Origin of the sequence: Sulfitobacter sediminilitoris, from assembly GCF_010667575.1 — a bacterium.
GTDB classification, from domain to species: Bacteria; Pseudomonadota; Alphaproteobacteria; order Rhodobacterales; family Rhodobacteraceae; genus Sulfitobacter; species Sulfitobacter sediminilitoris.
This window is the reverse complement of record NZ_JAABNT010000001.1, coordinates 217,933-240,890: the sequence shown is the minus strand read 5'-3', so window position 1 is coordinate 240,890 and position 22,958 is coordinate 217,933. Positions and strand designations below refer to the sequence as shown.

At 58.0% G+C, this 22,958-nt stretch carries 21 protein-coding genes; 17 read left to right on the top strand and 4 right to left on the bottom strand.

All coding sequences use genetic code 11. The features are described 5' to 3' along the window. The first annotated feature begins 98 nt into the window (after positions 1-98). From GV827_RS01210 to GV827_RS01145, 14 genes are all read left to right on the top strand, one after another. On the top strand, positions 99-500 hold the full coding sequence (locus GV827_RS01210; protein WP_164351864.1) for a DUF5333 domain-containing protein: 402 nt from the start codon (positions 99-101) through the stop codon (positions 498-500). A gap of 4 nt (positions 501-504) precedes the next feature. Further along, positions 505-2,520 carry an NADH-quinone oxidoreductase subunit NuoG gene (gene nuoG, locus GV827_RS01205; RefSeq protein ID WP_164351863.1) on the top strand — a complete coding sequence of 672 codons (2,016 nt, stop codon included), beginning with the start codon at positions 505-507 and terminating at the stop codon, positions 2,518-2,520. 56 nt (positions 2,521-2,576) lie between these two features. After that, the gene (locus tag GV827_RS01200) at positions 2,577-2,900 is read left to right on the top strand and encodes a hypothetical protein (RefSeq protein ID WP_164352181.1); all 324 of its coding nucleotides are present in this window, start codon (positions 2,577-2,579) and stop codon (positions 2,898-2,900) included. A gap of 6 nt (positions 2,901-2,906) precedes the next feature. Continuing rightward, positions 2,907-3,941, top strand: a complete 1,035-nt coding sequence (gene nuoH / locus GV827_RS01195; protein ID WP_164351862.1) for an NADH-quinone oxidoreductase subunit NuoH — start codon at positions 2,907-2,909, stop codon at positions 3,939-3,941. A gap of 7 nt (positions 3,942-3,948) precedes the next feature. After that, positions 3,949-4,443, top strand: a complete 495-nt coding sequence (gene nuoI / locus GV827_RS01190) for an NADH-quinone oxidoreductase subunit NuoI (protein ID WP_164351861.1) — start codon at positions 3,949-3,951, stop codon at positions 4,441-4,443. Further along, complete coding sequence (locus GV827_RS01185) at positions 4,440-4,841, top strand: carboxymuconolactone decarboxylase family protein (protein WP_164351860.1); 402 nt, start codon at positions 4,440-4,442, stop codon at positions 4,839-4,841. Before nuoI ends, GV827_RS01185 begins: the two co-directional genes overlap by 4 nt. Further along, positions 4,838-5,440 (top strand): NADH-quinone oxidoreductase subunit J, encoded by a 603-nt coding sequence (locus GV827_RS01180; RefSeq protein WP_164351859.1) that lies wholly within the window; start codon positions 4,838-4,840, stop codon positions 5,438-5,440. Before GV827_RS01185 ends, GV827_RS01180 begins: the two co-directional genes overlap by 4 nt. Before the next feature lie 91 nt (positions 5,441-5,531). Beyond that, entirely contained in the window at positions 5,532-5,837 is a 306-nt protein-coding gene (gene nuoK, locus GV827_RS01175) for an NADH-quinone oxidoreductase subunit NuoK (protein WP_025048953.1), read from the top strand. Between the two features lie 4 nt (positions 5,838-5,841). After that, entirely contained in the window at positions 5,842-7,953 is a 2,112-nt protein-coding gene (nuoL, locus tag GV827_RS01170) for an NADH-quinone oxidoreductase subunit L (RefSeq protein ID WP_164351858.1), read from the top strand. Then, positions 7,953-9,515: an NADH-quinone oxidoreductase subunit M gene (locus tag GV827_RS01165; RefSeq protein ID WP_164351857.1), complete on the top strand. Its 1,563-nt coding sequence runs from the start codon at positions 7,953-7,955 to the stop codon at positions 9,513-9,515. The genes nuoL and GV827_RS01165 overlap by 1 nt, the downstream gene beginning before the upstream one ends. Positions 9,516-9,526: 11 nt before the next feature. Further along, a complete protein-coding gene (gene nuoN / locus GV827_RS01160; RefSeq protein ID WP_164351856.1) occupies positions 9,527-10,969 on the top strand; it encodes an NADH-quinone oxidoreductase subunit NuoN in 1,443 nt (480 codons plus the stop codon). A gap of 53 nt (positions 10,970-11,022) precedes the next feature. Next, a complete protein-coding gene (locus tag GV827_RS01155; protein ID WP_164351855.1) occupies positions 11,023-11,757 on the top strand; it encodes a biotin--[acetyl-CoA-carboxylase] ligase in 735 nt (244 codons plus the stop codon). Positions 11,758-11,771: 14 nt separating this feature from the next. Next, positions 11,772-12,548 carry a type III pantothenate kinase gene (locus GV827_RS01150; protein ID WP_164351854.1) on the top strand — a complete coding sequence of 259 codons (777 nt, stop codon included), beginning with the start codon at positions 11,772-11,774 and terminating at the stop codon, positions 12,546-12,548. A gap of 1 nt (position 12,549) precedes the next feature. Continuing rightward, positions 12,550-14,217, top strand: a complete 1,668-nt coding sequence (locus GV827_RS01145; RefSeq protein WP_164351853.1) for a ribonuclease J — start codon at positions 12,550-12,552, stop codon at positions 14,215-14,217. A 74-nt stretch (positions 14,218-14,291) separates the two neighbouring features. On the opposite strand, the gene GV827_RS01140 is transcribed toward GV827_RS01145, so the two are convergent. The 3 genes from GV827_RS01140 to GV827_RS01130 all read right to left on the bottom strand — a co-directional run bounded on the left by GV827_RS01140 (position 14,292) and on the right by GV827_RS01130 (position 18,484). After that, positions 14,292-15,800 carry a DEAD/DEAH box helicase gene (locus tag GV827_RS01140; protein WP_164351852.1) on the bottom strand — a complete coding sequence of 503 codons (1,509 nt, stop codon included), beginning with the start codon at positions 15,798-15,800 and terminating at the stop codon, positions 14,292-14,294. Positions 15,801-15,938: 138 nt separating this feature from the next. Further along, entirely contained in the window at positions 15,939-16,865 is a 927-nt protein-coding gene (locus GV827_RS01135; RefSeq protein ID WP_164351851.1) for a glycosyltransferase family 2 protein, read from the bottom strand. Then, positions 16,865-18,484 carry a peptide chain release factor 3 gene (locus tag GV827_RS01130; RefSeq protein WP_164351850.1) on the bottom strand — a complete coding sequence of 540 codons (1,620 nt, stop codon included), beginning with the start codon at positions 18,482-18,484 and terminating at the stop codon, positions 16,865-16,867. The genes GV827_RS01135 and GV827_RS01130 overlap by 1 nt, the downstream gene beginning before the upstream one ends. Before the next feature lie 377 nt (positions 18,485-18,861). Between GV827_RS01130 and GV827_RS01125 the strand changes: the two genes are divergently transcribed. Then, a complete protein-coding gene (locus GV827_RS01125; RefSeq protein ID WP_164351849.1) occupies positions 18,862-19,359 on the top strand; it encodes a DinB family protein in 498 nt (165 codons plus the stop codon). A 107-nt stretch (positions 19,360-19,466) separates the two neighbouring features. Here GV827_RS01125 and GV827_RS01120 read toward each other — a convergent pair whose 3' ends face one another. Then, complete coding sequence (locus GV827_RS01120; protein WP_164352180.1) at positions 19,467-20,480, bottom strand: Hint domain-containing protein; 1,014 nt, start codon at positions 20,478-20,480, stop codon at positions 19,467-19,469. 141 nt (positions 20,481-20,621) lie between these two features. On the opposite strand from GV827_RS01120, the gene GV827_RS01115 reads away from it, so the two are divergent. Together GV827_RS01115 and GV827_RS01110 are read left to right on the top strand one after the other, a co-directional pair. Continuing rightward, the gene (locus GV827_RS01115) at positions 20,622-21,401 is read left to right on the top strand and encodes an SDR family oxidoreductase (protein ID WP_164351848.1); all 780 of its coding nucleotides are present in this window, start codon (positions 20,622-20,624) and stop codon (positions 21,399-21,401) included. Positions 21,402-21,576: 175 nt separating this feature from the next. Then, positions 21,577-22,935, top strand: coding sequence for an SLC5/6 family protein (locus GV827_RS01110; protein WP_164351847.1), 1,359 nt, complete (start codon positions 21,577-21,579; stop codon positions 22,933-22,935). The last annotated feature ends 23 nt before the right edge of the window (positions 22,936-22,958 follow it).

Below are 22,958 nucleotides of genomic sequence, written 5' to 3'. Positions count from 1 at the left end.
GCAAAGGCAGGCGGGCCGTCTGTTATTGCATATCATAGGGACGAAAACCCATGTGGTAGGCGGGCAAATCCGCCCGCACCACATGAGGATGAGCAACAATGAGATACTTATGTGCAGCCCTATTGGGCGCATTTCTCCTGGCAAGCGCTGCTGACGCCAAACCCCCGTTGCGGGAGGTCTCCGCGATTGATGATGCCCTGTTTGACCTTGGTATCGCGGACCGCATTCGCAAAAACTGCCCCAGCATCGGTGCCCGCATGTTCCGCGCCGTGAAATATGTCCGCGATCTTGAGCAAAAAGCGCAGGCTTTGGGCTATACCTCGCAAGAGATCGAGGCCTATACCGACAGCGACGCAGAAAAGGACCGACTCAAGGCCAAAGCAAAGGTATTTTTCGCACAAAGAGGGGTCGATACTTCGGACCCACAAAGCTATTGTGCGCTTGGACTGGAAGAGATTCAAAAATCGAGCCGGATCGGCTCTTTACTGAGAGCAAAGTGAGCATATGAGCGACCTCCGCAAGATCGTTATCGACGGTAAGGAAATTGAGACGGATGGGGCGATGACCCTCATTCAGGCTTGCGAGCAGGCAGGCATCGAAATTCCGCGTTTTTGCTACCATGAACGTCTGTCGATTGCCGGCAACTGCCGGATGTGTCTGGTCGAGGTCGTTGGCGGCCCGCCCAAGCCTGCGGCAAGCTGCGCGATGCAGGTGCGCGATCTGCGTCCCGGTCCTGAAGGCCAGCCGCCGGTGGTCAAGACGAACTCGCCCATGGTCAAGAAGGCCCGTGAAGGCGTGATGGAATTCCTGCTGATCAACCACCCGCTGGACTGCCCGATCTGCGATCAGGGTGGTGAATGTGATTTGCAGGATCAGGCGATGGCCTACGGTGTTGATTTCTCTCGCTATCGCGAACCCAAGCGTGCGACCGAGGATCTTGATCTGGGGCCACTGGTTGAAACGCATATGACGCGCTGCATTTCCTGCACGCGCTGCGTGCGCTTCACGACCGAGGTCGCGGGCATCACCAAAATGGGACAGACAGGCCGTGGCGAGGATGCCGAAATCACGTCCTATTTGGGCGAGACGCTGGATTCGAACCTGCAAGGCAACATCATTGACCTTTGCCCGGTGGGTGCGCTGGTCTCCAAGCCCTACGCCTTTACTGCACGCCCATGGGAGCTGACAAAGACCGAATCCATCGACGTGATGGACGCGCTCGGTTCGAACATTCGTGTTGATACCAAGGGGCGCGAAGTGATGCGTTTCCTGCCGCGCAACCATGACGGCGTGAACGAGGAATGGATTTCCGACAAGACGCGTTTCGTCTGGGACGGTCTGCGCCGACAGCGTCTGGACACGCCTTACATCCGTGAGAACGGCAAACTGCGCAAAGCGGACTGGCCCGAGGCGCTGGCTGCGGCAGCGGCGGCGATGAAGGGCAAGGAGGTTGGTGGTCTCGCTGGCGATTTGGCCCCGGTCGAGGCTGTCTATGCGTTGAAACAGCTGATTGAGGGACAGGGCGGCGTTGTTGAATGCCGGACCGATGGGGCAAAGCTTCCTGCGGGCAACCGTTCTGCTTACGTCGGCACCGCCCGTGTCGAGGATCTTGATACCGCTCAAGCGATCATGCTGATCGGGACAAACCCGGCTATCGAAGCACCGGTTCTGAACGCACGCATCCGCAAGGCGTGGACGCGCGGCGCGAACGTGGGTGTCATCGGTGAGGCGGTCGATCTGACCTATACCTATGACCACATTGGCGAAGACCCCTCCGTTCTGACGGAATTGGTGAAACGGGATCATGCTGAATTGGGTGAGAAGCCCTCTGTTATCATCGTCGGACAGGCCGCGCTGGCCCGTGAGGACGGCGAGGCGGTGCTGGCCGAAGCAATGGCGCTGGCGGAAAGCACGCAATCGAAATTCATGGTTCTGCACACCGCTGCGGGCCGCGTCGGGGCCATGGACATTGGCGCAACAGCTGATGGCGGCGTCAAAGACGTGCTTGGCTGCGACGTGATCTACAACCTTGGTGCGGACGAGGGCGACATTCCGGCGGGGCCCTTCGTGATCTACCAGGGCAGCCACGGCGACCGGGGCGCGCATCGGGCGGATATCATCCTTCCGGCGGCAGCCTACACAGAAGAGCCCGGACTGTTCGTCAACACCGAAGGGCGGCCGCAAGTGGCACAACGCGCCAGCTTTGCACCCGGTCAGGCCAAAGAAAACTGGGCGATCCTGCGGGCACTTTCAGCCGAACTTGATGCGACCTTGCCTTTCGATTCAATCGCGGCACTGCGTCAGCAACTGGTCAAGGCTGTGCCTCATCTGGGCAATGTGGATCAGGTGGCCGACAATGAATGGCAACCTCTGAAGCGCGGCAAAGTCGGAAAGGCCGCTTTCGGACATGCAATCACGGATTTCTACCTGTCGAATCCCATCGCGCGTGCCAGCCAGTTGATGGCGGAACTTTCGGCGGGCGCGGCCGCCCGTGCCGCCAAACCCATGGCGGCGGAGTGAGAGCGGTGACCGCCCTTGCCACACTGGCGCTTGCGGCATGTGAACCCGCTGTGCCCATGGCATCGGATTTTATCCCTGAATACAAAGGGGTAAACACATCTTTGCTTGAAGGTGATCTGGTGCAATTCAACGTGGCGATGACCAATGCGCTCAGCACGCAGGATGTCGAAGACTATGCTGAATGTGCAGCTGCGCAATATACGCTCATCCGGGGATACGGATTCGCAAGACATGTGCGCACAAATGTGGCGCAACAGGGTGGCATTTGGCGCGGCGATGCTGTTTACACGATCTCGCCAAGCTTGCCACGAGGCATAAAGACAATCGACGCCGAAGTCGTCGCAGCAAACTGCGCCGAACGCGGCATACCGACGGTATGAGGGACAATGGCTGACTTCTTTACGCAAACCGGCCTCGGCATGGGGCTGCTGATGGTGGGGCAGGTCTTGTTGATCATGCTGCCGCTGCTGCTGTGCCTCGCCTTCCTTATGTATGCGGATCGCAAGATCTGGGCTGCGGTTCAGATGCGCCGGGGCCCCAACGTTGTTGGTGTATGGGGGCTGATGCAGTCCTTCGCGGACCTTTTGAAATACGTTGTGAAAGAGGTGGTGATACCTGCGGGTGCCGACCGCGCAGTCTTCTTGCTTGCGCCGATGGTCAGCCTTGTCATGGCGTTGATCGCCTGGGCGGTGATCCCATTCAACGAAGGCTGGGTATTGGCGGATATCAACGTCGCGATCCTCTATGTTTTCGCAATCTCCTCTCTGGAGGTTTACGGCGTGATCATGGGCGGCTGGGCGTCAAACTCGAAATATCCCTTCCTTGGCTCGCTCCGGTCTGCTGCACAGATGATTTCGTATGAGGTATCCATCGGTCTGATCATCATTGGCGTGATCATCTCGACAGGATCGATGAACTTTTCCTCGATCGTTGCGGCCCAAGAGGGCGCAGGTGGCATCCTGAACTGGTACTTCCTGCCGCATTTCCCGATGCTTATCCTGTTCTTTATCAGCGCCTTGGCTGAAACAAACCGTCCCCCCTTCGACCTGCCGGAAGCGGAATCAGAGCTGGTTGCGGGATATCAGGTTGAATATTCCTCCACGCCATTCCTCCTCTTCATGATCGGTGAACTGGTTGCGGTGGTGCTGATGTGCGCACTGGTGTCGCTGCTGTTCCTCGGTGGTTGGCTGTCACCGCTGCCCTTCCTGCCCGATGGTTTCCTGTGGATGTTCCTGAAGATGCTGTTCGTCTTCTTCTGCTTCTCCATGGTGAAGGCGATCACCCCACGTTACCGCTATGACCAGTTGATGCGTCTTGGATGGAAGGTCTTCCTGCCGTTCTCGCTCTTCTGGGTGGTGTTCGTGGCCTTTGCGGCAAAATTCGAATGGTTCTGGGGCATCTATGCCCGCTGGCCGATGTGAGGTTGATATGACGCAGATCGATTATTCCCGCGCCGCCAAGTACTTCCTTTTGCAGGACTTTGTAAAAGGGTTTGCCCTTGGTCTGAAGTATATGTTCCGGCCCAAGGTGACCGTGAACTACCCGCATGAAAAGGGACCTTTGTCCCCGCGTTTCCGCGGCGAACACGCGTTGCGCCGCTATCCGAACGGCGAGGAACGCTGCATCGCCTGCAAGCTGTGTGAAGCGGTTTGCCCGGCGCAGGCGATTACGATTGACGCGGAGCCGCGTGAAGACGGTTCGCGCCGCACCACGCGCTATGACATCGACATGACCAAATGCATTTACTGCGGCTTCTGTCAGGAAGCCTGCCCGGTGGATGCCATTGTCGAAGGTCCGAATTTCGAGTTTTCAACCGAAACGCGCGAAGAGCTGTACTACGACAAGGCGAAACTTCTGGAGAACGGCGACCGCTGGGAAGCAGAGATAGCGCGGAACCTCGAAATGGATGCGCCCTACAGATGAGTGATGCACCCAATCCCTTTGAGGCGCTGTTCAAGCAGGCGCAGGAAATGACCAAGGCGTTCCCGACCATCGACGCCTTCTCGCCCAAGGTATTTGAGGCGATGATGGGGACGATGCCAAAGGACATGATGGAAATGATGTTCGGCAACACCGTCAACAAGGACGGTCTGGACGCGCGCACGCGCTTGTTGCTGACCATCGCGGGGCTGACCACGCAGGGTGCGCAAAGCGATGTGGTTTTCCGCCAGACGGTGCGGCACGCGCTCGAAGCTGGGGCCACAGAGCAGCATATCAAGGAAACCATTGCGCAGACCTCTGTTTTTGCGGGGCTGCCGTCCATGACGCGGGCGCTTGAATTCGCCGGGCAGGTTTTCGATGAAAATAAGGGTGACGCATGAGTGTCTTTGCTTTCTACCTTTTCGCGATCAGCGTAATCGCGGGCGGCCTGTTCACGGTGGTCAGCCGCAATCCGGTGCATTCCGTGCTCTGGTTGATCCTTGCGTTCCTGTCATCGGCCGGGCTGTTCGTCATGCTGGGCGCCGAATTCGTCGCAATGCTTTTGATCATCGTCTATGTGGGCGCAGTTGCAGTGCTGTTCCTGTTCGTGGTGATGATGCTGGACGTGGATTTCGCCGAATTGAAGGCGGAAATGGCGAAATACATGCCGCTTGCCCTGTTGATCGGACTGATCATCCTGATGCAATTCGTCATGGCCTTTGGCGCGTGGGAAAGCAACGCAAGCGCCGAAGGCTTGCGTACGCAGGTAACCGACGCAGGCGTGCAGAATACGGCAGCGCTCGGGCTGATCTTGTATGACGATTATTTTCTTCTGTTCCAGCTTGCCGGATTGATCCTGCTGGTGGCAATGATCGGTGCCATCGTGCTGACCCTGCGCCACCGTGTGGACGTCAAGCGGCAGGATGTGGTCGCGCAAATGATGCGTGACCCGGCGAAGGCTATGGAACTGAAGGACGTGAAACCGGGGCAGGGGCTTTAGGCGCCTGACCGGGACGAAATATCCGCAGTAGCGAGAGCTGCTGCACAGGGTGGGGAGCCAACCCCGCTCAATTGAAGGACTGAGGGACGACATGATCGGACTTGAACATTACCTGACGGTGGCGGCGACGCTCTTCGTCATCGGCATCTTCGGGCTATTCCTGAACCGCAAGAACGTGATCATCCTGCTGATGAGCATCGAACTGATGCTGCTGGCGGTGAACATCAATTTCGTCGCCTTCTCCAGTTTCCTGGGCGATCTGGTCGGGCAGGTCTACACGCTCTTTGTTCTGACCGTTGCCGCTGCAGAGGCCGCGATTGGCCTTGCAATCCTTGTCTGCTTCTTCCGCAACCGTGGCACGATCGCGGTGGAAGACGTCAACGTGATGAAGGGATAAGGAAATGGAAACCACCATCCTTTTTGCCCCGCTCGTGGGCGCGATCATCGCGGGCTTCGGCTGGAAAATCATTGGCGAGGTTGCCGCACAGTGGATTTCAACAGGGCTGTTGTTTCTTGCTGCGGCACTTAGCTGGGTCGTGTTTCTGACATTCGAAGGCCCGACCGAGCAGATCCAGATCCTTAGGTTCATTGAGAGCGGCACACTCAGCACGGACTGGTCGATCCGGCTGGACCGGCTGACAGCGATCATGCTAATCGTGGTGACGTCGGTCTCAAGCCTCGTCCATCTCTATTCCTTTGGCTACATGGCGCACGACGACAATTTTGCCGGTGAGAACGAGAATTACCGTGCGCGCTTTTTTGCGTATCTGTCGTTTTTCACCTTCGCGATGCTGATGCTGGTGACTTCCGACAACCTTGTGCAGATGTTCTTTGGCTGGGAGGGCGTGGGCGTGGCCTCGTACCTGCTCATCGGGTTTTATTACAAAAAACCATCGGCCAACGCAGCGGCGATCAAGGCTTTCGTGGTCAACAGGGTGGGTGACTTCGGGTTTGCCTTGGGCATCTTTGCGCTGTTCCTGATGACAGACAGCATCCGTTTTGACGATATCTTTGCCGCAGCCCCTGACTTGGCTGAGCAGACGATCAGCTTCCTTTGGACAGACTGGAATGCGGCGAACCTTATCGCCTTCCTGTTGTTCGTCGGTGCGATGGGTAAATCGGCACAGCTATTCCTGCACACGTGGTTGCCCGATGCGATGGAAGGTCCGACACCGGTGTCAGCGCTGATCCACGCGGCGACCATGGTAACGGCGGGTGTCTTCCTTGTCTGCCGCGTGTCACCGCTGATGGAATTTGCACCAGAGGCGATGATGTTCGTCACCGTGCTGGGCGCGACAACAGCGTTCTTTGCCGCGACCGTGGGTCTGGTGCAGAACGACATCAAGCGCGTGATCGCCTATTCGACCTGTTCACAGCTTGGCTACATGTTCGTGGCGGCTGGTGTGGGCATGTATTCGGCGGCCATGTTCCACCTTTTCACGCACGCGTTCTTCAAGGCGATGCTTTTCCTCGGGGCGGGTTCTGTCATCCATGCGATGCACCACGAGCAGGACATGCGCAACTACGGCGGCCTGCGGAAAAAGATCCCCTATACCTTTGCCGCGATGATGATCGGCACGCTGGCAATCACCGGGGTGGGTATTCCGCTGACGCATTATGGTTTCGCGGGCTTCCTGTCCAAGGATGCCATTATTGAATCCGCCTGGGCTGGCGGTTCCATGTACGGCTTCTGGCTGCTGGTTGTCGCGGCGTGCTTTACGTCTTTCTACAGCTGGCGGCTGATGTTCCTGACCTTCTACGGCGAGCCGCGCGGCAATAAACATACCCATGAGCATGCCCACGAAAGCCCGATGACAATGCTCGTGCCGCTTGGCGTGTTGGCTGTGGGGGCCGTATTTGCCGGGATGATCTGGTTCAAACCTTTCTTTGGTGACCACAAGTACGTTGCGGCCTTCTATGATATCCCTCTGGCCGAGGAAGCCGCGGCGGGTGACGCCCATACGGACGGAGCGGAGGATAGCGAAGGCAAAGCCGATGACGCGCATGGCGCGGATGAGGGTCACGGCGGCGAACATCATGCGGCGTTTGGTGGCGCTCCGGGGGAAGGGGCGCTTTATTTCGGTGCAGAGAATACTGTTCTAGAAGATGCCCATTCTGCGCCCAAGTGGGTCAAGGTTTCACCCTTCATCGCGATGCTGATCGGTTTTGTGATGGCGATGTGGTTCTACATCTGGAACCCAAGTCTGCCGGGCCGTCTGGCCGCGAACCAGCAACCGCTATATCAGTTCCTGCTGAATAAGTGGTACTTCGACGAGATATACAACGTGATCTTCGTTCAGCCCGCCAAGGCCATTGGCCGCTTCTTCTGGAAGCGCGGGGACGGCAACGTGATCGACGGGACGCTCAATGGCGTTGCAATGGGGATCATCCCCTTCTTCACACGGCTCGCCGGTAAGGCGCAGTCTGGCTACATCTTCACCTACGCCTTTGCCATGGTGATCGGCCTTGCGGTTTTGATCACCTGGATGACGCTGACCGGAGGGTCGAACTGATGGACACGCATCTTCTTTCCATCATCACGTTCCTGCCTGCATTTGCAGCGGCTATTCTGGTCGTCTTTCTGCGTGGCGATGATGAGGCGGCACAACGCAACGCCAAATGGCTGGCGATGATCACAACGACAGCGACTTTCCTGATTTCGCTTTTCGTGCTGTTCGAGTTTGATCCCAACGATACTGGTTTCCAGTTCGTAACCGAAAGCGAATGGGTGCTTGGCCTCAGCTACCGCATGGGTGTTGACGGTATTTCGATCCTCTTCGTGATGCTGACCACCTTCATGATGCCGCTGGTGATCGCGGCAAGCTGGGGCGTCACAACGCGGGTCAAGGAATACATGATTGCCTTCCTCGTGCTGGAAACGCTCATGCTGGGCGTGTTCATGGCGCTGGATCTCGTGCTGTTCTACGTCTTCTTCGAAGCGGGTCTGATCCCGATGTTCCTGATCATCGGCATCTGGGGCGGGGCGAACCGCATCTACGCCAGTTTCAAGTTCTTCCTCTACACCTTCCTTGGTTCCGTTCTGATGCTGGTGGCGATGGTCGCGATGTATGCGGATGCGGGTACGACCTGTATCGGGGCCTGTGACATCAGCCTGCTGAACCACACTTTTGGTTCTGAGAGCTTCAGCTTGTTGGGTGTCCAGATCGTCGGTGGCTTGCAAACGCTGATGTTCCTTGCCTTCTTCGCAAGTTTTGCAGTGAAGATGCCGATGTGGCCGGTGCATACGTGGCTGCCCGATGCGCACGTTCAGGCCCCCACAGCGGGTTCGGTCGTGCTGGCGGCAATCCTCTTGAAGATGGGGGGCTACGGCTTCCTTCGGTTCTCTTTGCCGATGTTCCCGGTCGGGTCGGACGTGATGGGGCCGCTGGTGCTGTGGATGTCCGCCATCGCGATTGTCTACACCTCGCTTGTGGCGCTGGTGCAGGAAGATATGAAAAAGCTGATTGCCTATTCGTCGGTCGCGCACATGGGTTTCGTGACGATGGGTATCTTTGCCGCAAACCAGCAGGGCATCGACGGCGCGATCTTCCAGATGATCAGCCACGGCTTTATTTCCGGCGCGCTCTTTCTGTGTGTCGGTGTGATCTATGACCGGATGCACACCCGCGAGATTGACGCTTACGGCGGTCTGGTGAACCGGATGCCGGTCTATGCGCTGATCTTCATGCTGTTTACGATGGCCAACGTCGGCCTGCCGGGCACCTCGGGCTTCGTTGGTGAATTCCTGACCTTGATGGCGACATTCCAGGTGAACACCTGGGTCGCTGCTGTTGCAACGACAGGCGTGATCTTTTCTGCGGCCTACGCGCTCTGGCTTTACCGCCGGGTCGTGATGGGCGAGTTGATCAAGGAAAGCCTCAAGGCGATCACGGATATGTCCCCGCGCGAGCGTTGGATCTTTGCGCCGCTGGTTGTGATGACGCTGCTGCTGGGGGTCTATCCGGCATTGGTGCTGGATATCATTGGCCCGTCCGTGGCGGCACTGGTTGAGAATTATGCAAGCGCGGTGGAGGCGGCAGATGCTGCCATCCAGACCGCAGAAGCTGCGAATTAAGGATACATGCGATGATTTCCGCTGATCTGAACGTCATTCTGCCCGAAATCCTGCTCTCGGCCTTTGCCTTGGCCGGGCTGCTGGTTGCGGTCTACACCACCAAGGACAAGATCGGCGGTTTGCTGGTCTGGGCTACCGGCGCAATTTTTGTTCTGTTGGCCGCATGGATCGGCACCACGGGCGAGGGTACGCGCGTGGCGTTCAACGGGATGTTTATCGAGGACAGTTTTGCCCGGTTTGCCAAGGTGACGATCCTGCTGTCGGCAGCGGCGGTGCTGATCATGTCCGAAAACTACATGAAAACGCGCGGGCTGCTCCGGTTCGAATATCCAATGCTGATAGCTTTGGCGGCAGTGGGCATGATGATGATGGTCAGCGCGGGCGACCTGATGGCGCTTTATATGGGCCTCGAACTGCAATCGCTTGCTCTTTATGTTGTAGCCTCGCTCCGCCGGGACAGCGTGAAATCGACCGAGGCTGGCTTGAAGTACTTCGTTCTTGGTGCCTTGTCCTCCGGTCTGCTGCTTTATGGTGCGTCGCTGGTCTATGGCTATGCGGGCACGACGCTGTTCTCTGGAATCATCACGACCGCTCAGACCGGAGAGACATCTATCGGATTGCTCTTTGGCATTGTGTTCCTGATCGCGGGTCTGGCTTTCAAGGTATCTGCCGTGCCGTTTCATATGTGGACACCGGACGTCTATGAGGGTTCGCCAACACCCGTCACCGCCTTCTTTGCCACAGCGCCCAAGGTTGCGGCGATGGCGCTGTTTGCGCGCGTGCTGCATGACGCCTTCGGCAATGCTGTCGGCGATTGGCAGCAGATCGTGGCGCTCTTGTCGGTGCTGTCGATGTTCCTTGGCGCAATCGCCGCGATTGGTCAGACCAACATCAAGCGTCTGATGGCGTTCTCTTCGATCGCGCACATGGGCTACGCGCTTATGGGCCTTGCCGCAGGTACTGCTTTTGGCGTGCAGGCGATGCTGGTCTACATGGCGATCTATGTGACGATGAATGTCGGTACGTTCGCCTTCATCCTGTTGATGCAGAAAGACGGCGCACCTGTTGCAGATATCGGGTCGCTCAACATGTATGCCAAGCAGAACCCGGGCCGGGCGCTGGCGATGCTTGTCCTGCTGTTCAGCCTTGCGGGTGTGCCGCCGATGCTGGGCTTCTTTGGCAAGTTCTACGTGCTTCGCGCGGCCTATGAGGCGGGTCTGGCGTGGCTGGCAATTGCCGGCGTGATCGCAAGTGTGATCGGTGCCTATTACTACCTGCGCATCGTGTTCTACATGTACTTCGGAGAAGAACAATCTGAACAGCTTGACCGGTCGGGTGGCGGCGTTCTGCCGATCTTCCTGACGGCCTCCGCGCTGATCATGGTGCTGGGGATTATCAACATGTTTGGCGTTGAAGCAGCCGCGCAGGCCGCTGCCGGCGCGCTGGTGAACTGATCCTGCTGGCGCATGCAGCACCGGCGGGACAGTATTCTGACAAGAGCAAAGAGATGAGCGCGTGGCCTGACGGGTACGCGCGGGTTGTGCTGGACACGGTCGATTCGACCTTGTCCGAGGCATCGCGGAGATTGCCAACCGTCGTCGGGCCGACGTGGCTCTTGGCGTTGGAGCAGACTGCAGCACGCGGCAGGCGCGGGCGGGCTTGGGCCACGCCGCGCGGCAACTTTGCCGGAACGCTGATCCTGCGTCGGATGGAGGATCCCGGTGTGGCGGCACTACGCAGCTTTGTGGCCTCACTTGCGCTTTACCACACTTTTGCCGCCACGACCGGTCAGGCTTCCGCCTTTGCGCTGAAATGGCCCAACGACGTGCTTTTACACGGTGGCAAGGTCGCGGGCATTTTGCTGGAAAGCACCGGGGACCATCTGATCATCGGGATTGGCGTCAACCTGCTTCATGCCCCAGATCCGGACCAAGTGGAGCCGGGTGCCTTGCGACCGATGAGCCTGTCACGCGATCTTGACGTTGATGTTGATCCAGAGGTGTTCCTGAATGTACTCGCCTCGGAATACGCCCGTCTGGAAGACCAATTCGTCACACATGGTTTTGCCCCGATCCGTCGGGCATGGCTGGCTCAGGCGGCCAGACTGGGCGAGGTGATCACAGCCCGGACCATGAAAGAGAGCTTTACCGGCACCTTTGAGGATGTGGATGAAGCGGGTAACCTGATCCTACGGACAGCAAAGGGCGCTCAGGCCATCACTGCTGCTGAAGTTTTTTTCTAAAGGAGGCCTGCAGGATGCTATTGGCCATCGATTGCGGCAATACCAACACCGTGTTTTCCATCTGGGATGGCGAGAAGTTTCTTTGTACCTTCCGCACCTCGACCCATCATGCGCGGACGGCGGATGCGTATTTTACGTGGTTCTCCACGCTTCTGAACCATCATGGGATCAAGCCTGAAATCACGGATGTGATCATCTCGTCCACGGTGCCGCGCGTTGTGTTCAACCTGCGTGTGTTCTCGGATCAGTATTTCGGCTGCCGACCGCTGGTGGTGGGCAAGCCAGATTGTCTGTTGCCTGCCAACCCACGGGTTGATCAGGGCACCAGCGTCGGGCCAGACCGTCTGGTCAACACGGCGGGCGCCTTTGACCGGCATGGCGGCAACCTGATCGTGGTGGATTTCGGCACCGCAACCACCTTCGACGTTGCGGGCCGTGACGGGGCTTATGTCGGCGGTGTAATCGCGCCGGGTGTTAATCTGTCACTCGAAGCACTACATATGGCAGCAGCGGCCCTACCGCATGTGGACATTACCAAACCGCAGCGTGTAGTAGGCACCAACACCGTTGCCTGTATTCAATCGGGCATCTTCTGGGGCTATATCGGGCTGGTCAAAGAGATCTGCGCCCGGATCAAGGCCGAACGCGACCAGACAATGAAAATCATCGCGACCGGCGGGCTGGCCCCGTTGTTCGCGCAAACCGAAGACCTATTCGACGTCATCGAAGATGACCTCACGATGCACGGCCTGACCGTGATTTATAAGTATAACAAGGAATTAGCTGAATAATATGAGCAGCGAACGTTTGATCTACCTTCCCCTCGGCGGGGCGGGTGAAATTGGCATGAATGCCTATGTCTATGGCTACGGCAAACCCGGCAAGGAGCGGCTGATCGTCGTCGATCTGGGCGTGGCCTTTCCGGATATGGACACCAGCCCCGGTGTGGACCTGATCCTGCCCGATATCGCGTGGCTGAAGGAACGCCGCGACCAGATCGAGGCAGTCTTTGTCACCCACGCGCACGAAGACCACGTAGGCGCGGTGGCCCATACCTACGAAGACCTCAAAGTGCCGATCTATGCGCGGAACTTTACCGCCAACATCGCGCGGCGCAAGATGGAGGAGTATGGCCACCCCGAGGACGCCGTGAAAACCGTTGGCCCTTGGCCACACCAGCAGGGGGCAGGGCCGTTCATGGTTGGGTTCCTGCCGATCTCGCATTCCATCCCCGAAAGCTCGGCCTTGGTGATTGATACGCCTGATGGCCGTGTGATCCACTCAGGCGATTTCAAGATCGACCTGACGCCGGGTGTGGGCGAACCCTTTGATCCGGCGCTTTGGTCAGAGGTCTGCAAGGATGGTGTCAAAGCCCTGATTTGCGACAGCACCAATGTCTTTTCACCAGAACCGGGACGGTCCGAGGCGACGCTTGGTCCGGCAATCGAGGAACTGGTCAGCAACGCCGCTGGCATGGTCGTGGCAACGACCTTCGCCTCCAACGTGGCCCGCGTCCAAACGCTCGCGATGGCGGCGCAGAAGTCCGGCCGGTCCGTTGTGCTGTTGGGGCGCGCCATGCGCCGCATGGTCGAGGCCGCGCTTGAAACGGGTGTGATGAAAGACTTTCCCAAGGTGGTCAGCCCCGAGGACGCCCGCGCGATCCCGCGTGAGAACCTGATGTTGCTGGTCACCGGATCCCAAGGTGAGCGGCGTGCTGCCTCTGCACAGTTGGCACGGGGCAAGTATCAAGGGATGGAGCTGAAAGAGGGGGATCTGTTCCTGTTCTCTTCCAAGACGATCCCCGGCAACGAAAAGGGTGTGATCCGCATCATCAACCAATTCTCCGAGATGGGTGTCGACGTGGTCGACGACAGCAACGGCAAGTACCATGTTTCCGGCCACGCCAACCGGCCCGATCTGGAAACACTGCATGATGTGGTCAAACCACAGGTGGTGATCCCGATGCACGGCGAGCACCGCCATCTGCGCGAGCATGTAAAACTGGCTGAGACGCGCGGGATGCAGGGTGTTCTGGCCGTCAACGGCATGATGATCGACCTGTCTGGCAACAAGCCCAAGGTCACGGAATATGTTGAAACCGGTCGGACCTATCTGGATGGATCCGTTCAGGTGGGCGCGCTCGACGGTGTGGTGCGTGACCGCATCCGCATGGCGCTGAACGGTCATGTGACCGTGACGGTGATCCTGGATGAGGAAGATGAGCCGTTGGGTGATCCATGGGTTGATTGTATGGGGCTGCCGGAAACCGGCCGTAACAATGCGCCGCTGGTTGACGTGCTGGAACAGGACCTGAGCCAGTTTCTTGGCCGCGCCAAGGCCGCAACGCTGCGTGACGATTCAAAGCTGAACGACGAGTTGCGCCGTCTGACGCGGCAATCCGCACAGAACGAGATTGGCAAGAAGCCTGAAGTGACGGTGGTGGTCAGCCGCTTGAGCTAAGGAACTCGTCATCCTTTAGAACGAAAAAGGCCCCGCAAATGCGGGGCCTTTTGTTTTGGGTGTTTCTTTTTGGCTTAGGTTTCGCGATCTGCGAAGCTGAGACCAATGAAATCCGGTGTGTGATCGCCCAGTCCGACAACCTTGTTGCCGCCGCGATCGTTGTTGTTGCGACCGCCACGCTTGTCCTTGCTGCGCTGGTTATTGTCTTTGCCTCGGCGGTTATCGTCTCCGCGCCCTTCGGATTTGGGCTGTGCTGACTTCTCTTCCTTTGGCTTCTCGGTCTTCTCGGCGATTGGTTCAGCAGACTTTGCCTCGGTCGGTGCATTGTCTTCTGTTGGTGCCTTATCTTCTTTCCGAGAGCGGCTGCGCGACCTTGTTGTCTTTTTCGGCTTGTCCTCTTCCGACGATGTGCTGGTTTCGTCCGATTTACCAGAGCTGAGCGGATTGTCTAATCGGGGAATTTCCCGCTGCACCAGACGCTCAACATCAGCGAGGTTCTTCTCGTCCCGTGGGACGCAGATCATGATCGCTGTACCATCCCGCCCGGCGCGCCCTGTGCGGCCAATGCGGTGCACATAGTCTTCGGCGTGGCTTGGCACGTCGAAATTGAACACGTGAGAAACAGAAGGCACGTCTAGCCCCCGCGCCGCCACATCAGAGGCGATAAGAAACCGCAGCGACCCCTCACGGAAGCCGTCAAGCGTCTTGGTCCGCTGGCTTTGATCCAGATCACCGTGGATTGGCGCGGCATCATAGCCGTATTTCTTCAGTGACTTGGCGACGATATCAACGTCCGTCTTCCGGTTGCAGAAGATGATAGCGTTGGTGCATTTATCACCCTCGGCATCGATCAGCATCCGGAGCACTTTACGCTTTTCGGATCCTTCACGATCCTTGCGTGAACCTTTGAACATCACCACGCCTTGGGTGATATTTTCACCCGTGGTGGCCTGGCGGGCCACTTCGATCCGCTCTGGGTTGCTGAGGAACGTATTGGTGATCCGTTCAATCTCGGGCGCCATCGTGGCCGAGAAGAACAATGTCTGACGGGTAAAGGGCGTCAGTCCGAAGATGCGTTCGATGTCCGGGATAAAGCCCATGTCGAGCATCCGGTCAGCCTCGTCCACAACCATGACCTTCACGTCGTTCAGGATCAGCTTGCCACGTTCGAAATGATCGAGCAGGCGTCCGGGAGTCGCGATCAGAACGTCCACGCCCTTGTCGATCAGCGTGTCCTGTTCCTTGAAGGAGACACCGCCAATCAGCAGCGCCTTGGTCAGTTTGACATGCTTTGAATACGTGTCAAAGTTTTCGGCAACCTGCGCGGCCAGCTCTCGCGTCGGGCAGAGCACCAAAGACCGGGGCATCCGCGCACGGGCGCGGCCACGCGCCAGAATCGTGATCATCGGCAGAACGAAACTTGCCGTTTTGCCGGTGCCGGTCTGGGCGATGCCCAAAACGTCTTTGCCTTCTAGGGCAGGGGGGATGGCACCCGCTTGAATGGGGGTGGGGGATTCATAGCCAGCTTCTTCGATGGCTTTAAGAACTTTTGGGCTGAGCTTCAGATCAGAGAATTTTGTCATAAATGTCCGGGTTGTGCGGACACTGATTTGGCCCGCTGCGTACGTCATATCGGCCCGCATGGCCCAAGAGGCGGCACCTGCCGCGATACGTGGTGATCGCTTAACAATTCATGCAGGCGTCGTCAAACAGATCGGCTCTCAGAGACACGCTTGCGGGAAATGCTTGTTCAATGTGGTATTTAGGTCAAGTTTTGCGTGACGCAATAGCCCATGCTTGCCCAACCGTGCCCGCAATGCAGGCGTGTCGGTGCAGACTTCCTCAAAAAAGGCACGCAGGGCGGTCGTGCCGCCGTCGGCTTCGATCATCTGAAAGAGCTCATGCATGGACACCCCACCCTTGTCACGGGGCCGGTTCGGGGCCAGTTCTTCGCGGTACGATCCCTTTGCCAGCCGGAACCGGTAAGCGGCGTACCAGTCGTCCCAACTCTTGGCATGGCAATGGGCAAGGTCGATCCCGTCGGTATCTTCTGCGCCTTGCAGCATATCGTCGTTCTGAAACACGTTATGAATTTGGACGCGGATATCCTTTAAGCCGCTGCGCACGAACACTTTTCCGGCAAGATGGCTTAGGAACCCACCTTTTATGTAGAGGCCGAACGTTGGGTATAAGTCTGCGACCGTCTTTGCCCGGATTGGCCCATTTGGCACAAAAGCTTTGAAGGTGGTACCGTCACCGGCCAGTTGCTCCATTGGGCGGATTCGTGCGATTTTATTCTCTGCCGGCAAAGCGTCCAGTACATCTGCTACAGACGTTTCGGAAACTAGAAATTCATCGACATCCATGTGGATAAGCCAGTCTACCTCTGCCCGGCGATTGTAGGCATGGGTCGCGTTCTGGGTCTGGCGCACCTGATGTTTTTTGGGCCGTTTACCTTGCCACCAATCGTCATTGCACAGGGTGGGCCGGATCTTGGGATGCGCCTTGAGCAGGTCAAACGCATCGCATTGCGGATCATCAAGGTAGAGGTAAAGCCGGTGCGCCCCGGCCTCAAGATGGTAGGCAGCAAACTGCAAAATCTCGGTGGTTGGCGCAAGAACTGTCGCGCTCAACCCCCAAGTCGTCATCAGACCATCATCTCTTTCGTCGCGGTTAGCCGCACGTCTGGATAGTCACGTTCCACCCGGTCAATGTCCCACTGGAGCCGGGTCAGATAGACGATGTCACCATCGTGATCATGGGCGATATGCTGCTTGTTGTTTTCCGTAAATTTATCAACGGCTTGTTTGTCACCGTTCACCCAGCGGGCAGAGGTAAACTGAGACGCCTCAAAGCGCACAGGAAGCCCGTACTCAAGCTCGATTCGACTGGCCAGTACTTCGAACTGCAGCTGTCCGACGACGCCTACAACAAAGCCTGAACCGATGGAGGGCTTGAATACCTTTGCGGCACCTTCCTCGGCAAATTGCATGAGCGCTTTTTCAAGGTGCTTGGCTTTCAAAGGATCGCCTGCGCGCACAACCTGAAGCAGTTCCGGTGCAAAGGAAGGAATACCCGTCACGCGCAGTGCCTCCCCCTCGGTCAACGTGTCGCCGATGCGCAACTGCCCATGGTTCGGGATACCGATGATGTCCCCGGCCCAGGCCTCTTCGGCTAACTCACGGTCAGAGGCAAGAAACATCACCGGGTTCGAAATCGCCATTGGCTTTTTTGTACGCACATGGGTCATTTTCATTCCCCGGTGGAAGTGGCCGGAGGCAAGCCTGACGAAAGCCACGCGGTCGCGGTGCTTGGGGTCCATGTTGGCTTGAACCTTGAAAACAAAGCCGGAAACCTTGTCCTCTTCCGGCAATATCTGGCGTGGCTCAGCGGATTGGATCTGCGGCTCGGGCCCAAACTGGGCGATGCCTTCCATAAGTTCTTTGACGCCAAAGGAGTTGATGGCAGAGCCAAACCAGATCGGGGTCAATGACCCTTCGGCCATCAATTCCGGGTCAAGGGGTGGCAGCAATTCGCGAACCATCTCAAGGTCCTCGCGCAGCTTCTCCAGCAAATTGGCAGGGACATGTTCAGCGAGTTTGGGGTCATCCAAGCCGTTGATTTCAATGCTTTCTGCAACGCGATTGCGGTCGGCCCGGTCCATGAGTTCCAGCCGGTCGCGCAAAATGTCGTAACAACCGATGAAATCCCGCCCGATGCCGATGGGCCAGCTTGCCGGCGTGACGTCGATGGCAAGGTTTTCCTGAATTTCGTCAATGATCTCAAAGACGTCGCGGCTTTCGCGGTCCATCTTGTTACAGAATGTCAGGATCGGCAGGTCGCGCATGCGGCAGACCTCAAACAGCTTTTGTGTCTGGCTCTCGACCCCCTTGGCACCGTCGATGACCATCACGGCCGCATCCACGGCCGTCAATGTGCGGTAGGTGTCTTCGGAAAAGTCTGAGTGGCCCGGCGTATCCACAAGATTGAAGCGGAAGTTCTTGTCTTTGCTGGCAAAATCAAACGACATGGCGGAGGCGGAGACCGAAATACCCCGATCTTTTTCCATCGCCATGAAGTCGGAGCGGGTACGCCTTGCCTCGCCCTTGGCGCGGACCTGTCCTGCCATCTGGATTGCCCCACCGAACAGCAGGAATTTTTCGGTCAGCGTGGTTTTGCCCGCATCCGGGTGGCTGATGATCGCAAAGGTCCGGCGGCGCGCGATCTCGGGCGGCAAAGGCGGGCGATTGGTGTTGCTATCCAGCATCTTGGCGGGCGTTCCTAACGTCAGTGAGCCCGATTTCAGGGCGAATGAAGACAAAGTGTGAAAACCCACACCAGTTCAACGGGGCTGACACATACCCTACATATGCGCGGTGGCAAGGGTTTGGTAGGGTTTGGGCGGATCAAGGTGAGGGGCGACTGACTGAGGGTCGGTAATGCGGGGGCGAGGCAGACATGCCTGACGCTTGACGTAACCCCTGAAATGACTGAACCTGTATTCGTTGTCTGGCTGCATTAGCATCCCAATCAGGTAGACGCGTGCAGGACACGCCGCCAGGGTTTCGATTAGCACCTGGAAAGACGCTTTTTGGTAAGCGTCCCTTGACCATCCCAACACGAAAATAAAAGGAGTCTGAGAAGATGATCTCAGCCGAATACTGCCGTCTCATGGCCCGCTACAATACTTGGCAGAATAACTCTTTGGTGACCGCCGCTGACGGGCTCACCGATGTGGCTCGCCGGAAGGATCGAGGCGTTTTCTTCCAATCAATGACTGCCACCCTGAACCACCTTTATTGGGCTGATGCCTTGATATTGCAACGATTGAAGGGAAACGAGCGACCAGAGGAAACCATCAAGCACTCCCTTACCAGCCCATCGGATTGGGACGACTTCAAAATTCTGCGTTCGAAACGCAACGAGGAAATCCAAGATTGGGCGGACCTGTTGATCGATACTGACCTTGATGGGATGGTTGCCTGGTATCCAGGCGATGGCTCAACCCGGATCGAGAAGCCAAAGGCTCTTTGTGCTGCTGAGCTCTTCAATCACCAAACCCACCACCGGGGTCAGATTCATGCAATGTTGACAGCTGCCGGTGCCGAGCCTGAACCAACCAACCTTTCAGCGTTGCCATAGGTATTCAAAAGTGCCCATCACCGGTGAGCCGAATGAAGGTCCAACAGGGCTCTGAACTGCCATAGAAGCAGCTTAACAAGTCGCCCCAATGCCAACTGCGACTGCCATCAGCGCGTCGATGCTTTGCGCAGCAACTCTGCGGCATCAGGCCTGTTCAACAGCGCCTCATTCACGTCAAGTCCGGCATGGGGCAGGTCGGAATGGCCGGGAATGACCTCGCCTAACGCCTGCGACAGTTCTTCGGGCAGCACCGGCTTGGTTCGTGGGTCGATCAGCATCGTCTCGGCAGCAATGCCTTCGGCATAGATGATCTGGTGGCTGTCAAAGAGCAGCTGAAAGTAATCGACAAAGCCGCCCTCCATCAGCGTCACGGTGAAGCCGTTGACCAGATGGCGTGCCTTGACCAGCAATTCAGAGCGTCCTGCGCCAACCTCGTCGCTGCGCTGGTAGATGAACAGGCGGTGATCGGGGCTGACGATAAGGTCATGTTCGTTGTTCAGCGTACCGGCGTGAATCCTGATCGGGGCAAATTCGCCCATTGCACGGACGGTGGTCTGACTGATCCAGCGTATCGCCTGAATACCATCGTCACGCGTCAGGATACGGTCACCGATGCGCAAATCCTCAATCAGGCGCTGTTCGCCCGAAGACATGGTGATGTGTGTGCCGCGGGTGAAAGACACGCAAGCAACCTGTGCGAATTTCTGCCGTGCGTTTTTCGTGTCGATGCCAACCAGACGGTACTCCAACTTTGTGCCGAGGGCCGTCAAAGGCAGCAGGTAGATATCCGCAACCGCGCCAGCTTCATCCACTTCGACAAGCAACAGTGCATCGTGCATCGCTCCGTCGGGCGACATAAAACTCAGTGCGCAATCCAGATGCAGCGTCGCGCCGGGCGTGCCTACTTCGGTCTCAGGCGCGATCCGAAACAGGTTATCTTTTCCCGGCAATACTGACAGGCGCTGCGCCAGTGTCCCGTAAGGAAGCTCATACACGTCGTCCAAAACCAGTTCCGAGGCGAATGACAACGGATCACCCATGTTCGCGCCATCGGTCGCACAGAAATCTTCCGCACGAAATACAGGCAGACTTTGCGCTGGGGCAGGGCGGACGCGGGCCATCGGATACCTCAAAGGCGGAATACGGGTCAGCAAACCGATAGGCTCGGATTGTGACAGAGGTGGGTCAAGCATGGGGTGTTTTACTGGCACCCATCCGCTGGCGTGTTACTTCTGGGACGAAATATTGAAAGGAATCGACTGATGGATCTTGGGATCAAAGGAAAAACAGCGCTGGTCTGCGCGTCTTCAAAGGGTTTGGGTCTTGGCTGTGCCGAGGCGCTGGCAGAGGCTGGCGTGAACCTGATCATGAACGCACGCGGTGCCGACGCATTGCAGGCCTCGGCAGAGCGGTTGCGTCAGGAATACGGGGTCGAAATCACCACGGTCGCGGCTGATGTGGCCACCGCCGAAGGGCAGGCCGCTGTGATCGAAGCTGCCGGTGATGTGGATATTCTTGTCAACAACGCGGGCGGACCCCCTCCGGGCATGTGGCAGGACTGGGGCCGCGATGATTTCATTGCGGCACTGGATGCGAACATGCTGGCGCCCATCGCTCTGATCAAGGCACTGGTGCCCGGCATGATGGAGCGCGGCTGGGGCCGGGTGGTCAACATCACGTCTCAATCCGTGCGTGCGCCGATTGGCGTTCTGGGTCTGTCAAATTCGGCCCGCACAGGTCTGACAGGATATGTGGCAGGCACCTCGCGTCAGGTCGCGGGTTCTGGGGTGAATATCAACAACCTGTTGCCGGGCATTCACGCCACCGACCGCGCAGATGCGCTGGACAGTGGTGTGGTCAAGCAAAAGGGCATCACGCTGGACGAGGCGCGCGCACAGCGCGCGGCGACCATTCCAGCCGGGCGGTACGGCACGCGGCAGGAGTTCGGAGCGGCTTGTGCGTTCCTGTGCTCTCAGCACGCGGGGTTCATCGTCGGCCAGAACATCCTGCTGGACGGTGGCGCGACCAATCTGACGATGTGACGTCGCGACGCATCTCATGCGCATTAGGGGCGATGGTCGCAAAGACCGTCGCCCCTAATTCTTTGCAGGCACGGCGCGGGCGTTCACGATCGCGGGATTGGCAGAATTGACCGCTGGCTGAACTTCCGGCCTTCGGGTAAGCCTGTGCCGCGGCGACTTACCAAGGACCATTCCCATGCAAACCACTGTTCTGATTGTCCTCTTCGGAGCGATCCTGATCGCGAGCCTGCTTGCGGCCCCGCGCCGGGCGAGCGTCGAGGGATTTTTCGGCGGGCGCAGCGCCGAAGGGGCGGCACCGGGGCTCTGGGTGCTGGTCTTGTCGCAGGTCACGACCTGGATCTTTGCCCGTTCCCTGATGAACGCGGCGATCCTTGGATATTACTACGGCATCGCGGGAACACTGGCCTATGCCGCCTATTACGCCTCTTTCCTGACCGGCGGTTTCATCGTGGGCCGGCTGCGGGCGCAAGGTGCCGGGTCCATGCAGGATTGGCTCGGGACAGAGTTCGGCGGGACCGGGAACGCCTGCTATAATTTTGTGATCGCCCTGCGTCTGCTGTCTGAGGTTTTTGCCAACCTGCTTGTGGTCGGCCTCATCTTCAATGCCGTGCTGGCGGGCAGTGGTACGGCAGCGATCCTGATCGTGGCCGTCGTGGGGCTGGCCTATTCGGCCTGGGGTGGGCTCAGCGCCGCGCTACGCACCGATGTGGTCCAAATGGTCGTCTTTCTTGTCGTCTTTGGCCTTGCCTTTGCCGCGCTTATCGCATCGCCCGGATTTGACGTCGGAGCTGTCCTGACCGCTCCCGGCACGTCTGGATCTTATAATGGCTGGGTGTTGCTGGCGGTCGCCGCCTTGCAGGTTTTCTCATACCCGGCGCATGACCCGGTGATGATGGATCGCGGTTTCATCGCGGACGAGGAGACGACGCGCATGTCCTTTCTGCACGCGTTCTGGATATCCACCCTGTGCATCATAGGCTTTGGTTTCTTTGGCATTCAGGCCAGCCTCGTGGGTGCGTCCTATGAGGGTGAACTGATCGGCACGTGGCGTACGATGTTCCCTTCCTGGGTGTTTCTCGCCCTGATGATTTCGTTGCTGGTGTCGGCCCTCAGTACGCTAGATTCCGCACTGGCCTCCGCATCGCGGCTGGTGGTGGAAGAAACGGGTTGGCTGCCGCGTACCCTTGATGCGGGGCGCGCCGTGATGTTGGTGTTCATGGTGTTGGGGACGGTGCTGACGCTTTGGGGCAATGCCACGCTTTTTGATGCAGTCGCTGTGTCCGGCACCGCCTCGATGTTCCTCGCGCCGGTGCTGTTTGTCGGGTTGGTCCTGCACCGCGAGGTGGCCTTGTGGGGCTATCTTGTGGCGTTTGCTGCCGCGATGCTCGGCGCATTCGCCTATTTTGCGCGAGGGTGGGACATGGTCGCGCCGCTGCTGCCGGAAGGGCATAAATACGAGCAATTGCTGGTGATTTGTGTCGTTGTTCTGGCTGTTGGATTTGCCGGGGTGCTTGCGGCCACGAAGCGAGGCTGATAGCAGCACCTGAGTCATTTTAT

Coding starts and splice junctions, on each gene's coding strand:
- GV827_RS01210 (WP_164351864.1), top strand. CDS start 99: ATGAGATACTTATGTGCAGCCCTATTGGGCGCATTTCTCCTGGCAAGC.
- nuoG (WP_164351863.1), top strand. CDS start 505: ATGAGCGACCTCCGCAAGATCGTTATCGACGGTAAGGAAATTGAGACG.
- GV827_RS01200 (WP_164352181.1), top strand. CDS start 2,577: ATGGCATCGGATTTTATCCCTGAATACAAAGGGGTAAACACATCTTTG.
- nuoH (WP_164351862.1), top strand. CDS start 2,907: ATGGCTGACTTCTTTACGCAAACCGGCCTCGGCATGGGGCTGCTGATG.
- nuoI (WP_164351861.1), top strand. CDS start 3,949: ATGACGCAGATCGATTATTCCCGCGCCGCCAAGTACTTCCTTTTGCAG.
- GV827_RS01185 (WP_164351860.1), top strand. CDS start 4,440: ATGAGTGATGCACCCAATCCCTTTGAGGCGCTGTTCAAGCAGGCGCAG.
- GV827_RS01180 (WP_164351859.1), top strand. CDS start 4,838: ATGAGTGTCTTTGCTTTCTACCTTTTCGCGATCAGCGTAATCGCGGGC.
- nuoK (WP_025048953.1), top strand. CDS start 5,532: ATGATCGGACTTGAACATTACCTGACGGTGGCGGCGACGCTCTTCGTC.
- nuoL (WP_164351858.1), top strand. CDS start 5,842: ATGGAAACCACCATCCTTTTTGCCCCGCTCGTGGGCGCGATCATCGCG.
- GV827_RS01165 (WP_164351857.1), top strand. CDS start 7,953: ATGGACACGCATCTTCTTTCCATCATCACGTTCCTGCCTGCATTTGCA.
- nuoN (WP_164351856.1), top strand. CDS start 9,527: ATGATTTCCGCTGATCTGAACGTCATTCTGCCCGAAATCCTGCTCTCG.
- GV827_RS01155 (WP_164351855.1), top strand. CDS start 11,023: ATGAGCGCGTGGCCTGACGGGTACGCGCGGGTTGTGCTGGACACGGTC.
- GV827_RS01150 (WP_164351854.1), top strand. CDS start 11,772: ATGCTATTGGCCATCGATTGCGGCAATACCAACACCGTGTTTTCCATC.
- GV827_RS01145 (WP_164351853.1), top strand. CDS start 12,550: ATGAGCAGCGAACGTTTGATCTACCTTCCCCTCGGCGGGGCGGGTGAA.
- GV827_RS01140 (WP_164351852.1), bottom strand. CDS start 15,800: ATGACAAAATTCTCTGATCTGAAGCTCAGCCCAAAAGTTCTTAAAGCC.
- GV827_RS01135 (WP_164351851.1), bottom strand. CDS start 16,865: ATGACGACTTGGGGGTTGAGCGCGACAGTTCTTGCGCCAACCACCGAG.
- GV827_RS01130 (WP_164351850.1), bottom strand. CDS start 18,484: ATGCTGGATAGCAACACCAATCGCCCGCCTTTGCCGCCCGAGATCGCG.
- GV827_RS01125 (WP_164351849.1), top strand. CDS start 18,862: ATGATCTCAGCCGAATACTGCCGTCTCATGGCCCGCTACAATACTTGG.
- GV827_RS01120 (WP_164352180.1), bottom strand. CDS start 20,480: ATGGCCCGCGTCCGCCCTGCCCCAGCGCAAAGTCTGCCTGTATTTCGT.
- GV827_RS01115 (WP_164351848.1), top strand. CDS start 20,622: ATGGATCTTGGGATCAAAGGAAAAACAGCGCTGGTCTGCGCGTCTTCA.
- GV827_RS01110 (WP_164351847.1), top strand. CDS start 21,577: ATGCAAACCACTGTTCTGATTGTCCTCTTCGGAGCGATCCTGATCGCG.